Source organism: Catenulispora sp. MAP12-49 (assembly GCF_041262705.1).
Lineage (GTDB): Bacteria > Actinomycetota > Actinomycetes > Streptomycetales > Catenulisporaceae > Catenulispora.
In genome coordinates, this window is the sequence record NZ_JBGCCP010000030.1 from 70,209 (window position 1) to 85,288 (window position 15,080).

Here is a 15,080-nt window from a genome sequence, read left to right on the forward strand (position 1 = left end):
GACGGCTACTTGACGTAGACGTCGAGCGGGTAGCAGGTCCCGATGAACCCGGTGTGCACTCCCCCGAGCCCCGGGCCGTAGAGCGAGACCTGGCGGACGTCGACCCACGGGATCACCGGCACCGACTGCATGATCTTCTTGTCCAGCGCACCCCACGCCGTGTTCTGCTGGCCCAGATCGGTCAGACCCTGGATCCGGTCGATCTCGGCGTTCACCCCGGCATCGTTGAACAGCGAGTTGTTGCCGCCGCCGTCGGTGATCTGCCGCCCGTCGAACAGCGGCGGGATCACCGAGGAGGCACTGGGCCAGTCCGGACCCCAGCCGCCCCAGTAGACATCGAACTGGTTGTCGACCTTCTGGGTCTCGTCATAGTAGTTCTTGGAGCTGATCGCCTTGGTGACGACGTTGAACCCGGCCTTATCAAGGGCCTGCGACACCGCGACAGCCGCCTGCTGCCAGACCGGATCCTCGGAGTAGGCGAACACGATCGTCGGATGCGGGTTCGAACTCTGGGCCAGCAACGCCTTGGCCTTGTCCGGATCACCGGTGGCGGGGACGCCATACAGGTCGTAGTCCTGGTAGCCGTTGGTCACCGGCGACAAGATGGTGTTGGTGTAGTCCCCATAGATCGGCCCACCGAACAGCTGCCGCACCTGCTGACGCGGGAAGGCCTCCAGCAGCGCTTGCCGGACCTTGACGTCGGTGACGCGCTTCGTATTGATGTTGAAGAACTCCGAGAAGGGCGTCACCTGGTTGACCAGCCGCGCCTTGAGGCTGGGATCGCCGTTCACCTGGCTGGCCAGATCCGCCCCGATCGAGACCTTGAAGGTCATGGCAGTACGGTCCGGCCCATTGGCCGCCATGAGCCGCTGGTTGATGTCGACCTCCTGCGCCCCGAACTCGAACTGCCACTGGTCCGGATAGGCATGCCGCACCGGATCGGTGGCCGCGTCCCAGTAGGGATTGCGTGCGAGAACCATGCCCTTGTCAACATCATGACTGACAATCCGATACGGCCCCGACGAGAACGGATGCTGATCGAAAGCCGCCTTGGTGTCCTTGTCCTTCGGGACCGGGCTGTAGGACTGCATGGCCAGCGCGAACGGGAAGTCCTCGTGCACCGAGGCCAGGTGGAAGACGATCGTCTGCGCGTCAGGGGTCTGAATCGCCGACAGGTCCTGACCACTCCAGGGGCCGGAGTAGACGCTGGAGTAATCGTCCTTGCCGGTCAGCCACATCTGGAGGTACTGCGGACCCCCGGACAGCTCCTTCTGGAAGGTGCGCTCGATGCCGTACTTGACGTCCTGGGCGGTGATCGGGCTACCGTCCTCGTACTTGAGACCAGCCTTCAAATGATACGTCCACGTCTTGCCATCGGAACTACTCCCGGTGTCGGTCGCCAAGTCCCCGACCAGCTTCGTGGTGTTCCCGACCTGCTGGTAGCTGGTCAGCTGCCGAGTCAACAGCAGATCAGCAGTCTGATTCGTCGACGACCAGACCCGCGCCGGGTCCAGGTGACTGAAGTCCGAGACCTGCAAGACCGTGACGGTGCCCCCGGGCTTGGCCCCCGGCACCGCCGGATCGGGCCCGGTGGAGTCGGCCGCCGTCCCGATCGCCACCGACTGCTTGGCCACGGCTTGCGCCGCCGGCTCAGCCGAACCGCCCTTCTTACCGGACGCCGAGCACCCGGTGCCGACCGTCAGGGTGCCGAGCACCACGAGCGCGAGCACAGCCCGCGACCGGTTCCTGGATGTGGACATGAGTGTCCCCTTCACTATTTATCAGACAGTGGATTCACCGACCGCACTCAGCGGTCAGAAGGCGCCAGAGCATCGCGCACCGAGTCCCCGAGCAGGTTGAACGCGACGACGAAGATCAGAATCGCGACACCCGGCACGAGCATGTACGTGATGTCGGACAGGTACACCTCGGCCCCGCGATGGATCATGCGCCCCCAGTCCGGCGTGGGCTCATCGATCCCCGCGCCGAGAAACGACAGCGCGGCCTCGGCCGTGACATAGGCGGGCACCGACAACGAGGCCGACACCAGAATCGGCGTCCACAGATTGGGAAGCAGCTCCCTGACGATGACCCGCCGGGGCGAGGCCCCACCGATCCGCGCCGCCTCCACGAACTCCCGCGTCCGCAACGAGATCACCTGCCCCCGCAACAACCGCGCCACCGGCGCCCACCCGAACGCCGACAGCACCACCACCAACGTCACCACCCGCATCCACGTCGGCGTCTGCCGATCAGCGGACACGAACAACGACTGCACCACCGGCACGAACGCGATGATGAACAGCGTCGAGGGAAACGACAGCGCGACATCCACCACCCGACTGATCCCGAAGTCGAGCCACCCGCCGGCATACCCGGCGACCAGCCCGACAGCGGTCCCCAGCACAGTGATGATCAGCACCACCGCCAACGCGATGAGCAAGGAGGTCCGAATGCCATAAACCAGCTGGGTGAAGACATCACGCCCCAGCCCCGGCTCCAACCCCAGCCAGAACCGCCCACTGACACCGCCCAGCGCACCGGTCGGGTAGCCGTAGTCATCAAGCAGACCGGGCTCATTCTGACCATACGTCGTGTAAGGATCCTTACCATAAACGGCACTGATCAGCGGAGCCGCCAAAGCGACGACGAAGAACAGGCCGACCACAACCCCAGCCACCACACCAGTACGGTCGGCACGAAACCGCCGCCAGGCCAACGCAGCCGGCGTACGCGCCACGGCCACAACCGGCACAACGCCCGGCACACTGTGATCGAGGGCTGCGGAACCGGCCGTGACACCGGTGAGGTCCATCTCGGGACCATCCATCCTTGAACTGGTCATGCGGTGGCTCCGTGGGCAGATCGCGCGGCGGAAGAAGCCCGGCCTATAGCGGGAACCGAGCGTGGAATGTGATTCATCGCCACCGTCAAGCGGCGTGGAAGAAAGCTCTCATCCGCCCGACGCGGAACACAACGTCTACGGCGATAGAGAAATAGCAGTCCGGCGATAACATCCCGCACGCAAAGGCGAGCGAAAACGCCGAAGGCCACAGCGGGGGGTTTGTTCCGGGTCCCCCGCCGCGTCGACGGGCGAAGCCAAGCTGGCCGGTCCGGTGGTGTCAAGTCGCACGTTTCGCGACCAAAAGCAGCGTGTGATCCGGCTTTACACCACCGGACCGGCCTGCTTCCGTCAGGCGGCGATGCGGCGGGGGACCCGGAACATGGCGACCACAAGCAGCACCGCCACCAACAAGCGCAACGCGCCCACGCACGAAGACAAAGCCGAACAGTCGCGGGCCGCCGGTTGCAGGAGGTCCGCAGGGGGCGCCCCCCGCTGTAGAGCGCCCGCCGGAGGCACCTGCCTTTGATCTTAGGCACCCACCAAACGCGGCAGACACCCGCCCGCATGACGCGTGCGCAGTGACTCGGACCGGCGCGCGGTCGTGAACACGCGAACCGCCGGCCGCCAGCGCGAAATGAGTGGCTCACCCGAATGCGCCACCAGCGGATCCCGTAAACCGTGCGCGAAGCCGTAGAGAAACGCCTTTAAGGCCCGAAGACCAGCAGCACGCTAGCCACCCACTCAAGTCAGCAGCACGCTAGCCACCCACTCAAGTCAGCAGCACGCTAGCCACCCACTCAAGTCAGCAGCACGCTAGCCACCCACTCAAGTCAGCAGCACACCGACCAGCAGCACGCCAACTAACAGCACCCCTACCTCGGCACCGTGTTATAAGTCCGAGCCGCCCACTCCCGCAGATGCGGCGCGGACGCCGTCAGCTCCCGGTACGCCGCGACCGCCGAGCGGTACAGCGCGTCCACGACCTCGTCGCACACCGCCCCCACGCGCCATGCGAGCAGGTACCGGCACCACAGTGGCGTCCCGGTCAGGGGCTTGACCACCACCCCCTCGGTGGCGGCGAACGTCGCCTGGACCACGCCCACGCCGAGCCCTTCGGCGATCATCGCGTGCAACTGGCCGCGGTCGCCGAGGAACTCGTGGACGGTCGACGGCTGGAAGCCCGCGACCTGGCAGGCTGTGTAGAACACGCCTGGCCAGCCGGCGCCGTCGTCGGGGGTCACGAACCAGGCGGCGTCCGTCAGCTCCGTGAGGTCGACCTCCATCCGGCGCGCGAGCGGGTGGCCCGCCGACATCGCGACGAAGCTCGGCTCGGTGACGATCCCCCGGTGCGCCACCGTCGGCGAATGCCGCAGCTCCTGGCCTGGATAGTCGACGGCGATCGCCACGTCCACGTCGCCGTCCTCCAGCATGCCGACGATCTGCGCCGAGGAGTAGACGCTGCTCACGGTCACCGTGTGATCCGGCGCCGCGCCCCGGAACCGGACCAACAGCCCCGGCAGCATCGGCGTGTTGGTGACCGCGAGTGTCAGAACCCCGGCTCCCCCGCCCGCCCCCGCCCCCGAACGCACGTCGCGCGGCCCCATGGCCTCCACCCGAGCCACAACATCCCGCGCCTGAGCCACCACCTCCGCCCCGAAAGGCGTCGGCTCCACCCCTGCGCTACTACGCTCGAACAACGGCTCCCCGAAGTACTGCTCGATCCGCTGAAGTTGCGTAGTCAGCGCCGGCTGCGAATACCCCTGCGACACCGCCGCACGCCGCAAACTCCCGGTATCGGCAATAGCGCACAACGCCCGCAGATGCCGGATCTCCAGCCGCCCCATAAGTCCCCTCCCCTATTGAAATCGGTCGGTGTTATAGCGCGGCTGGAGAACTGTTATAGAAACAAGTGAGCGCTCAGACTATAGAAACGAGTGAGCCCTCAGAGCCGACCCACAACAGCTTCCGGATCATTCGCCGGAGTGCGCGGGGTCACCGACCCCGAAACCGCCGCCCCAGCCTTCGCTGCCTTCGCCGCATCCGCCCCCTGCGCCGCCTTCGCCACACTCGGCGTCGGATCAATATACGAAGGTGTCGGATCCGCCTCAGGCGCACAGGCCTTCGCCACAAAACCCTTCCCCGACGGCATCGTCCCGTCCCGCAGGTACGCGACGAACGTGTCGTCCAGACACGAGTCCCCATGGAACAGAATCTCGTGGAAGCTCCCACCGTTCTGCACCACCAGCTTCGAACTCGGCAGCGCCTCATGCATCGCGACCGCACCGGCGTACGGCGTCGCCGGATCCTCCGTGGCCTGGAACAACAACACCGGCGGCAACCCCTTGCCCGTGATCGGCAACCGGCCGGCCGTGTTCCCCTGATACGGCCAGAACATGCAAGCCGCGTTGTACCACATGTTGTTATACGTATAGAAAGGCGCGACCGCGTTCACCGCCGCCTGATCCTTCTGCCAGTACTGCCAGTCCCGCGGCCAAGCGTTCTCAGTGCACTGCACCGCGTTGTAAGCCGGGAACGTCCCGTCATCCGCCCCCGGTGCGGCGTACCGGTTGTACGCGATGTTCAGCGGCCGGGTGTCGTGGTCGACCAGGTAGCCCGACAGCACCGTCGCCATCCGGGGCCACCGCAGGAAGTTGTACCCACCCCCATAGAACGTGTCCTCGAACTCGGCCGGCCCGATCTTCCCCGGCGCCGGCGAAGCGTCGACCGGGTTGGTCCGCAGATCCGCCTCAACCGCGTTGTAGTTCTTGATCACGGCATCAGCAGTAGTGCCGAGGTGATAGACGCTGTCCGCCTTGGCCGTCCACTCCGCGAACGCCTCGAAACGCTGCTGATGCTCCTTGTCCTGCAGAACGTTGTGGTCGTACCACGTGATCGTCGGCCCGACGATGCTGTCCAGCACCATGCGCCGCACATGCGAGGGGAACAGCTGCCCATACGTCGAGCCGAGCGAAGTCCCCCACGATCCCCCATAGAACGAGATCTTCGAGACCCCCAACGCCCGCCGAATACTGTCCAGATCCCGCGCGTTGTCCACGGTCGTCATGTGCGGCAGCAGCCAACTCCAGTTCGCCGCGCAGTCGGCGGCGTACTTCGCGTCCTTCTCCAGCCACGCCTGGGACGTCCCCTGCGACACCTGGTAGTCCGGACGCTCCCCGTCGAAGTAGTGCGCATCGCAGGTCACATGCGGATCGCTGGCGTTGGTCCCGCGCGGGTCGAAGCCGATCCAGTCGTATTCGGAGGCCACGTCGGCCGGCATCTGGCCGGCGATATATGCCGGCATCCACAGGCCGCTGTCCCCAGGTCCACCCGGGTTCAGCAGGATCGGCCCCTGCTGCTTGTCCTTCGGCGCGGTGGCCGGCAGCCGGTTCAGCTTGATCTTGATCTTCTGGCCGTGCGGCTTGCCGTAGTCCACGGGGACCTCCAGCATGGCGCACTGGAGCGCGGGCGTCGTCGGGTCGTCGCACGAGGTCCAGTCCAGCGCGCCCTGGCCGGTGTCGTGCGCGACGGCGGCCTCGAGCGCGGACTCGGCCGCGGTCTCCGGGCTCGTCGGCGCCGCCGACGCCGGTACGGCGCACACGGCCGCGACGGCCGCCGCGGCGGTGACTATGACAATGGTCTTCTTCATCGGTCCTCAGCACCGTCCTGCGTTCATGTCCATCAGCCGGGACAGCACGACGTCCCCCGATGCGTTCACACCGTCGTGCTCGTATTCGTTGGTCACCCAGGCGCGGGCGGCGCCGACCTGGTTGAGAGTGCGCAGCGACAGCTCCGCGGGCACGTACATGTCGTCGTGGTAGACGGCCGCCGCCAGCGGGACCTGATTGGCGGCCAGGCGCGCCGGGTCGTACAGCGCCGGCCAGTCGGTCCAGTCGGCCAGGATCTCGGCGGCCGCGGCGAACGGTCGCAGGGCCTTGATCTCCTCGAACATCCAGGGGTAGATCATCTCGCCGGTGAACAGCAGCGGATCGGCGTCCTCGGCGAACCGCGGATGCTCGGCCATGATCCGCTGCGCCGCCCACGCGGTCGGCAGCGGGCCCTGGGCGAAGCACGGCTCCTGCATGATGGTGAACAGGGGGTTGTCGACGTAACCGGTGTGCTGCATGACCTGGAGTGCGAAGGTGTCGGTCAGCTCGCCCGAGCCGTCGAAGGCCTCGTCGAGGATCCAGTGCACGCGCTCGAAGCCGTCGCTCATCCCGAACGCCAGCCCCAGATTGCGCAGCCGGCGCGCGGTCAGCCGGGTGCCGTCCGGCAGCAGCACGTTGCCGGCCGCCGCCGCGTCGGCGATCCGGCGGACCAGTTCGGCGTCGGCCGGATAGCGTGCGTAGTACTCGCGGTTCTTGGCCTCGACCAGCGGATAGGTGATGCGGTAGACATCGTCGGCGGTGGCCTCCAGCCCCGACAGGCCGCCGGTGACGTGGCAGGCCCGCAGCCCTTCCGGGGCGAGCGAGAGGTATGTCAGGGTGATGAATCCGCCGTAGCTCTGGCCCAGCGTCTCCCAGGGCTCGTCCCCGCACAGCCGCTTCCGGATCACCTCGGCGTCGCGGACGATGGCGTCCGCGCGGTGCAGCGCAAGATAGCGCGCCAGGTCCTTGGCGGAGCCGAACCGGGAGGCGAAGCCCGGGTTCACCGGGGTGGACCGGCCGGTGCCGCGCTGGTCGAGCAGCAGCACGCGATGGGTCTCCAGCGCCCGCGAGAGCCAGCCCGGGTAGTGGCCGCTGGGCCGCGGCGACTTGCCGCCGGGACCGCCCTGGAGGAAGACCAACCACGGCAGACTTCCGGCGCCGGCACTGGTACCGACGGTATCGACGGCAAGCGCCGGGTCGACGATCTCGCGCGCGAACACCTCGATGGTGGCGCCGTCGGGCTCGTCGTGGTCGAGGGGGACGGGAAACACGTGGTCGGTCACGGCCAAGCGTGGGTTCATCAAGAAGGTCACCTCGGTGAGGGGGATTGAGAGGATTGATGGGATCGAGAGGGTTGAAAGGGGTTGAAGGGGTTGAGGGAATGGCCGCCCGGGCCGGGCGGTTGATGGCCGCCCGGCCCGGATCCTCGCCGGATGTGGTCAGTGCAGTCGGTGCAGTCAGTTCAGTGCAGTCAGTACTGCGTGGAGACCGTGACCCCGCTGAAGGCGGTGACGGCGTACAGGCTGATGTAGCGGTAGCCGGCCGCCGCGTTGGTCACGGTGATCTTCTGCGTGGTGCCGGAGCCGGTGGAACTGGCCGTGTAGGTGCTGGGGCCGGCCCAGTTGTCCGGGTCGTAGTAGAGGGCTGCGTTACCGGTGCCGCCGGCGGTGGAGACGGTCAGCGTGGTGGTGCCGGCCGGCAGGTAGATCCACAGGTAGTCGGTGTTGCCGGCGCTCTCGGCCTGGTTGGCGCGGGAGCAGTTCTGGCCCATCGCCTGCGGGTTCGGGTCGGAGCAGGCCGGCAGGGTGGTGGTGCCGCCGCCGGCGGCCACGGCGGTGAGCCAGGAGTCGAAGTCGGCGTCGTAGGCGGTGCCGATGTTGTTGTAGACGGCGTAGCCGCCGGTGTAGTTACCGGTGCGGAAGTCGGCGAGCATGGTGTAGATGTCGGCCGGGTGCCGCTCGAACATGTAGCGGACCGCGAGGTAGCCCCACGGGTAGGTGCGCGTGGTGTCGTCGATCGCGTACGTGTTCTGGAACAGCTGGCTGAGCTTGTAGGTGTGCTTGGCCGCCTCGGCGACCGCCTCGGTGTCGGTGACGCCGCGGTAGGAGTAGGAGACGTACTCGGCCTGGCCCTCGATCCACCAGACGTCCGGCACGGTGATCTGGGTGCCGAAGTCGCCCTTCATGTCGTAGATCGACTGCATCACGTGCGTGTACTCGTGGTTGAGGTTCCACACGCCGGCCACGAAGCCGTCGTCGGGCGACTTGATGTACTCCACGGAGACGACCACGTTGTTCGGGTCGGTCGGGTCCCCGGTCAGGGTCTCGCCGCCGTTGTCGGTGTCGTTGCCGTAGATGACCCAGGAGTAGACCTCGTACTCGAACGGGCTGTCCCAGATCGCGATGACGTCGTTGGACTCGTACTCGCCGGGGATCGGCCCGGTGACCTTGTCCAGGTTCTCGAAGAACGGCACCTCGTTGCGCAGGCTCTGGCACACCGCGGCCTGGTCGCTGGCGCTGAGGGACTGCGACTTGATGGTGCGGTTGTCACAGGCGTAGGTGTTCGGCAGGGAAGCCGCGGTCAGCTCCGAGGCCAGGTTGCAGGTGCCGTAGTACGAACACTGCGACGCGTCGTACTGGTCGGCCTGGTAGGCGACGTGGACCCACAGGTTCGCGGTCGTGCCGGTGATGGAGGAGAAGCCGAGCAGGCCCTTGGCCAGCGGACGGATCTTCGTCTGGAGCGCGGTGATGCCGACCATGCGCGCCAGGTCGTTGCCGGCGTTGGAGTCCAGGGCGTCGTTCGAACCGCCCAGCAGCGCGGAATGGTTGCGCGCGAAGGAGTTCAGGGTGTCGACGATGCTGGAGTCGTTGGTCACCGCGGTGACGAACGCCGCGTTCCAGTTGCCGTTCCACAGCGGCGTGTAGACGTTGTTCAGGAAGCCGTCCATGTAGTACGAGGCGTCCCACGCGCTGGTGTAGGCGTTGAGGATCTTCTTGTACACATTCAGGAACGAGCCCTGCACCTGCGCGCTGTCGGTGATGACGACCGCCTCGCCCAGCACCTGGCCGTTGGCGTCGGTGACGTCGCCGAAGTGCGGGGTGTTGAACAGCGTGGTCAGGCCGGACACGACGGCGTTGCTGAGCGTCGCGTCATAGGCCGGGACACCGGAGTTGGGCTGGTACTGGACGTAGTACCCGGCCTGCATGAAGTACATCAGTTCGTACAGACCGGTGGAGTCGGTACCGGTGTAGGACGAGGCCGACTTCGCGACGGCGTTCGCGACCGTGAGCATGTTGGTCTCGTTGAACACCGCGTTGGCGGTGGTGCCGCTCAGCGAGAACAGCGGGTTTATGCAGGCGGTCGGGTCGACGGACTCGATGAAGGAGACCAGCGCGGCACCGCTTCGACCGGAGAAGTCGGCGGTGGTGCAGGAGGTGACGGCCGCCTTGCGCGCGACCGCGGCGTGGGCGGCCGCCTCGGACCGGATCGCAGGGTGCTGAGCCGTGGCGCCGGTGGTCGAGCTGCTCGTCGCGCCGGCCCCCGAGCCGGCCGTCGAGCCCAGCTTCACCGGGGCGCCGCGCAGGGTGGCGGGCACCGGCGTCGTGCGGTCCGCGGCGGCGTCGGAGGCGGCGCCGGTGTCGGCTCCCGTCAGGGACGGAGCCTGCGGAGCGTGCTTTGCGGCCTGGGCGACAGCCGCCGGCCGGGGCGAGGCCGGGTGCTGCGCCGCGCTCGCGGTGTTGGCCAGCAGGCCCACGACCAGCCCCGCGGCCGCCACGGTGGCGGCCGCGAATCTGGGCAGGGGTGATCGGTTGCGCATGGGGTGGCTCCTCAGGGGGTGGCGGTACGCCTCCGAGGGAGGCGCTGTGTGGTACGTAACATTGCACCCTCATGGATATGGAGCAACAGGCTGAGATACAGCACTCTTCGGGCCGGGGCTACAACATCAGGCGCCACCCATGCGCCACTCGTGCGCCATCGTGCGTTATCGCGCGCTACGGATGCGCCTTCGTGTACGTCCGCGAAGCCCACGCCTGGAAGCTCGGCGATCTGGCGAGCAGTTCCCGGTGCGCCGCGTACGCCGCCGAGAACAGCGCCTCGGCCAGCGGTTCCGGCACGTTGTCCCGGCGCCAGGCCAGGACGTAGCGGCACCACAGCGGCGTGCCCGCCAGCGCTTTGACGATCACCCCCGGGCCCGGATCGAACGTCGCCTGCACCGGCGAGATCCCGAGTCCGGCGGCGACCATCCCCTGCAACTGGCCCCGGTCGCCGAGGTACTCGTGGACCTTCAGCGGCGTGAAGCCCGCGGCCTCGCAGGCCCCGTAGAACACCCCCGGCCAGCCGGCGCCGTCGTCGGGCGTCAGGAACCACGCCTCGTCGGCCAGATCGGCCAGGCGCACGTCCAGCGCGCGCCGCAGCCGGTGCCGCGCCGGCAGGGCCACGAAGGTGGGCTCGGTGAAGATCCCGCGGTGCCCGATCGCCTCGGAGTGCCGCAGCTCCGAGCCGGGATAGTCGGCCGCGATCGCCGCGTCCAGATCGCCCTTCTCCAACTGCTCGACGGTCTCGGAGGACGCGTAGACGCTGCTGACGGTCAGCGCGAGATCCGGGAACTCCTCACTGATCCGCGCCGTCATCCCGGCGAGCACCGGCGAGTTGGTCGCGGCCAGCCGCAGCACCCGCCCGGCCATCCCGTCCGCCTCCGGCACGGCGTCGAGGGAGTCGACCCGGGCCACGATGTCCCGCGCCCGCGCCAGGATCTCGCGCCCGTAGCGCGTCGGCTGCACCCCGGCGGTACTGCGCTCGAAGACGTCCCGCCCGAAGTACTGCTCGATCCGCCGCAGCTGCGAGCTGAGCGCCTGCTGCGAGTAGCCGAGCACGACGCCGGCCCGGGCGACGCTGCCGGCGTCCGCGATGGCGCACAGGATCCGCAGGTGGCGGAGTTCGAGATCCATTCGCGAGCCCTTACAGTCTGCCGATGAGATCGGAGCGGATGGTGCCGGCTACTGATTCTCTAGACAGACTCGCCAGAAGGGCAGAGGTAACAGAAAACGAAAACCTAGTAGCCGTACTCCTCCCAGCGGCTGAGCACCCGCTCCTGGATCTCGGCCGGCCAGCCGTTGCGGTAGCTGCCCTTCACCGGGCGGCGGCCTTGCGGGAACAGGTCGGCGAACAGGCAGTTGTAGATGACCTTGCCCGCCGCGAAGCTGTGCTTCTCCTCGTCGTTCAGGTACACCGTCAGCGGGTCGGTGAGTTCGGGCGGGTAGTGGAACGCGCCGCGGTCCACGTCGGGGTGGGAGCGGGTGGCGAAGGCCCAGACGACGTCGGCCAGGTCGGTGATGTCGACGTCGTCCTCGACCAGCAGGATCTTCGGCGCGTGCACGGCCGCCGGGCCGCTGAAGATGACGTCGGCGATCTTGTCGACCAGCTCGTGGGAGCCCAGGCCGGTGCTCTCGTGCCAGTCCTGGCGCACCGCGACCGTCAGCCAGTGGACGGCGGCCTCGAAGTTGTACCAGGTCGAGGAGACCGGAAGGCGGGCCTCGCGCAGCAGGTACAGGATCTCTGCGGCGGCCGTCGTCCCGATGACGGTGTCGTCCTCCTCGACCGGCGGGCCGGCGGCCACGACGGGCAGGATCGCGCCGTCCCGGTGGGTGATGGCGGTGACGGTGAAGACGGGCTTCGGGGAGCCTTCGGAGGAGTTGTATCCGGGGTATTCGTTGAAGGGCCCTTCCATCGCGGTCTCGTCCAGGGAGACGAAGCCCTCGATGACGATCTCGGCCGTGGCCGGCACCAGGATGTCGACGGTCTCGGCCGGCACCAGTTCGATCCCCTCGCCGAACACCGCGCCCAGGTAGTGACTCTCGTCCATACCCGCCGGCAGCGGCATGCCGCCGACGATCGGCAGGCCCGGCTCGGTGCCCAGGGCCAGTGCGATGGGCATCGGCTCGCCCCGCTCGGTCCACAGGGCGCGGATGATGCCCAGCTGCTGGGACCTCGGGATCAGGCAGGCGAGGCGGTTGCGGTCGTGGATCATCATGCGGTTGACCGACCAGTTGGTCCAGGTCCCGTCCGGCGTCTTGGCGATGTTGGTGCCGAAGGTCTGGATGTAGCGGCCGCCGTCGTTGCCGTGGATCCACGGCGTCGGGAACTTCAGCAGGTCGATGTCGTCGCCGAGCAGGATGTTCTGCTTGCAGGGCGCGGCTTCGGCGGCCACCACCACCGGCGGGATGCCGGGCTTGGCGCGGGCGTCGGCGAGGCGGTCGACGATCTGCTGGCCGGTGGCCTCCGGGGGCAGGCCGACCGAGAGTGCGAGCCGCGCCAGGCGGTGCCGGGGGTTGCTCAGCGCGACCGGCGCGCCGAGCAGCCGGAACCCGCTGCCGGAGTAGCCGGTGAGGTTGGTGAACAGCGGCGCCGGCGCCTGGAGGTCGTAAGAGCGGCGGATGATCGCGCCGACCTCCAGGTTCCAGTCGACCTCCGCGTCGATCCGCTGGATCTCGCCGATCTTGTCCAGCTCCGCGATGTATTCGCGCAAGGAGCGCAGGTGGTTCACAGTCTTCCTTTCGCAGGGGCCGACACCGTCGGTCATCCGCCCCATCGAGGCAGGTCCGGGACGTCGATCCCGAACAGGTCCAGGGCCCGGCCGGCCGTGTGGTCGACGATGTCGTCCACGGTGTCCGGCCGCAGGTAGAAGGCCGGGACCGGCGGCATGACGATTCCGCCGGACTCGGTGACGGCGGTCATCGCGCGCAGGTGGCCCAGGGTGAGCGGGGTTTCGCGGACCATCAGGACCAGCCGCCGCCGTTCCTTGAGCGTCACGTCGGCGGCGCGGGTGAGCAGGTTGTCGCCGTTGGAGTAGGCGATCGCCGACAGGGTCCTGATGGAGCAGGGCGCGACGATCATGCCGGCGGTGCGGAACGAGCCGGACGCTATCGCCGCGCCGATGTCGGCGGGCCGGTAGGACACGTCGGCCATCGCGGCGAGATCCCGGGCGGTCAGGCCGGTCTCGTGGGCGCGGGTCTGCTGGCCGGCCGGCGTCACCACCAGGTGCGTCTGGACACCCGCCTTGCGCGCCAGTTCCAGCACCCGCATGCCGTACGCGATGCCGGTCGCACCGCTGATCCCCACCACCAGGCGACGGGTCTCCATCGTCCAGCCCCCTTTCACGGATCGCCGGGAAGATCGCAGAGCTCAGTGTCATCGGCCCGCGCCGGTTCCGTCCAAGATCCCTTGAGTATGGTGAGATACCTTTCGGGTATGGCGCTCGATCTTCGGCTGATGCGGTACGTGATAGCCGTGGCGGAGGAAGGCGGTTTCCAGCGGGCCGCCGAGCGCCTGCGGATAGCCCAGCCGCCGCTGAGCCGGCAGATCCGGGACCTGGAACGGGAACTCGGCGTGACCCTGTTCGAGCGCCGGCCGAGCACCCGCCTCACGGCGGCCGGCGAGGTCTTCGTCGAGTCGGCGCGCACCGTGCTGGCCGAGGCCGACCTGCTGGTCGAGCGGACCCGGCTGGCCGGGCGGGGCGAGGTGGGCACCGTCCGGATCGGCTATATCTACTCGGCCGTGTTCGACACGGTGCCGCGGATCGTGGCCGCGATGCGCGAGGCCTTCCCGGAGGTCGTCGTGGACGTGCGTGAGGGCTGGACTCCCGATCTGGAAACGGGGCTGCGAAGCGGCCTGTACGACCTCGTGCTGTCCCGCGATGTACCGCAGCACCCTGACTACGACCGCGAGGTCCTGCGCCGGGAGGGCCTGGTCGCGGTCGTCGACGAGCACCATCCGCTGGCCCGGCGCGGCTCGGTGGCACTGCGCGAGCTCAGCGGCCACCGTTTCTGCCACCCGCCGCGCCGCCTGGCACCGGACCGCCACGCGTACATGATCCGGGCCCTGGAGCAGGCCGGCGGAACCTACGAGTTCTCCGAGAACCCCGTCCACGGCCTGTCCCACCTGGAGCTGAGCGACCTGCGCGCGTTCGCCCTCGTGGCCGCCAGCGTCGCCGGCCGGGTCCCGGTCGGGACCGCGACCGTGGCCGTCGCGGACGACCTGCCGCCGCTGGAACTGGAGATGGTCTGGCGGCGGAACGACGGCTCGGCGGCACTCAGGGTCCTGATCGACACGGCGCGCCGACTGGCGGAGGACGAAGGCTGGAGGGACGCCGGAACGACGGCGGCCTGACAGATACAGATCAGGACCACACCTCGAAGGGCTCGTCCAACTCCTCGACGGACAGGAACCGCTCGATGAGACCGGGCAGGCAGCGCGGCGCTTGTCGCGGTGGCGGAAGCCGATCGATGATGGGCAAGTCCTGCGGGAGTTCGCCCAGGTCCACGGACCGAGCTTGTGAGAGCCCGTCAGAGCTTGTCAGACCCGCGGGATGACGGTCCCGGCGGCGACGCGGGCCGCTTCCAGCCGGCGGGTCGAGCGTTCGGTGCGGGTGGTGACGCCGTAGCCGTCGCAGAACTTCACGCCGAGGTCGCGGCGGGTCCTGGCGGCGGTGGTGGTGCCGGTGGCGGTGCGGCGGAACATGGGGTGCCCCTTGTCTCGAAGTTTTTCGAAGCAGGCCTTAGCTTGCTCCTTGTTTTGAGATCTGTCAATCTAGA

Annotated in this window: 12 protein-coding genes; 1 reads left to right on the forward strand and 11 read right to left on the reverse strand. The window is 68.1% G+C overall.

Annotated elements, in window-relative coordinates; translation table 11 throughout:
* Positions 1-5: 5 nt before the first annotated feature.
* From ABIA35_RS37370 to ABIA35_RS37410, 9 genes are all read right to left on the reverse strand, one after another.
* Complete coding sequence (locus tag ABIA35_RS37370; RefSeq protein ID WP_370361072.1) at positions 6-1,760, reverse strand: ABC transporter substrate-binding protein; 1,755 nt, start codon at positions 1,758-1,760, stop codon at positions 6-8.
* 47 nt (positions 1,761-1,807) lie between these two features.
* Entirely contained in the window at positions 1,808-2,845 is a 1,038-nt protein-coding gene (locus ABIA35_RS37375; RefSeq protein ID WP_370344625.1) for an ABC transporter permease, read from the reverse strand.
* An 872-nt stretch (positions 2,846-3,717) separates the two neighbouring features.
* Positions 3,718-4,689, reverse strand: a complete 972-nt coding sequence (locus ABIA35_RS37380; protein ID WP_370361073.1) for a LysR family transcriptional regulator — start codon at positions 4,687-4,689, stop codon at positions 3,718-3,720.
* Positions 4,690-4,787: 98 nt separating this feature from the next.
* Entirely contained in the window at positions 4,788-6,491 is a 1,704-nt protein-coding gene (locus ABIA35_RS37385) for an alpha/beta hydrolase (protein WP_370361074.1), read from the reverse strand.
* 6 nt (positions 6,492-6,497) lie between these two features.
* Entirely contained in the window at positions 6,498-7,790 is a 1,293-nt protein-coding gene (locus tag ABIA35_RS37390; protein WP_370361075.1) for an alpha/beta fold hydrolase, read from the reverse strand.
* Between the two features lie 170 nt (positions 7,791-7,960).
* The gene (locus ABIA35_RS37395) at positions 7,961-10,306 is read right to left on the reverse strand and encodes a M9 family metallopeptidase (protein WP_370361076.1); all 2,346 of its coding nucleotides are present in this window, start codon (positions 10,304-10,306) and stop codon (positions 7,961-7,963) included.
* 175 nt (positions 10,307-10,481) lie between these two features.
* On the reverse strand, positions 10,482-11,438 hold the full coding sequence (locus tag ABIA35_RS37400) for a LysR family transcriptional regulator (protein ID WP_370344630.1): 957 nt from the start codon (positions 11,436-11,438) through the stop codon (positions 10,482-10,484).
* 104 nt (positions 11,439-11,542) lie between these two features.
* Positions 11,543-13,033 (reverse strand): UbiD family decarboxylase, encoded by a 1,491-nt coding sequence (locus tag ABIA35_RS37405; protein ID WP_370361077.1) that lies wholly within the window; start codon positions 13,031-13,033, stop codon positions 11,543-11,545.
* Between the two features lie 32 nt (positions 13,034-13,065).
* The gene (locus ABIA35_RS37410) at positions 13,066-13,629 is read right to left on the reverse strand and encodes a UbiX family flavin prenyltransferase (protein ID WP_370344632.1); all 564 of its coding nucleotides are present in this window, start codon (positions 13,627-13,629) and stop codon (positions 13,066-13,068) included.
* A 108-nt stretch (positions 13,630-13,737) separates the two neighbouring features.
* Here ABIA35_RS37410 and ABIA35_RS37415 point away from each other — a divergent pair, with 108 nt between their 5' ends.
* Positions 13,738-14,655 carry a LysR family transcriptional regulator gene (locus ABIA35_RS37415; RefSeq protein WP_370361078.1) on the forward strand — a complete coding sequence of 306 codons (918 nt, stop codon included), beginning with the start codon at positions 13,738-13,740 and terminating at the stop codon, positions 14,653-14,655.
* Positions 14,656-14,665: 10 nt separating this feature from the next.
* Here the strand turns inward: ABIA35_RS37415 and ABIA35_RS37420 are convergent, their stop codons facing one another.
* Together ABIA35_RS37420 and ABIA35_RS37425 are read right to left on the reverse strand one after the other, a co-directional pair.
* Positions 14,666-14,809 carry a hypothetical protein gene (locus tag ABIA35_RS37420; RefSeq protein WP_370344634.1) on the reverse strand — a complete coding sequence of 48 codons (144 nt, stop codon included), beginning with the start codon at positions 14,807-14,809 and terminating at the stop codon, positions 14,666-14,668.
* Positions 14,810-14,841: 32 nt separating this feature from the next.
* Positions 14,842-15,006, reverse strand: a complete 165-nt coding sequence (locus ABIA35_RS37425) for a hypothetical protein (protein ID WP_370361079.1) — start codon at positions 15,004-15,006, stop codon at positions 14,842-14,844.
* Positions 15,007-15,080: the final 74 nt, after the last annotated feature.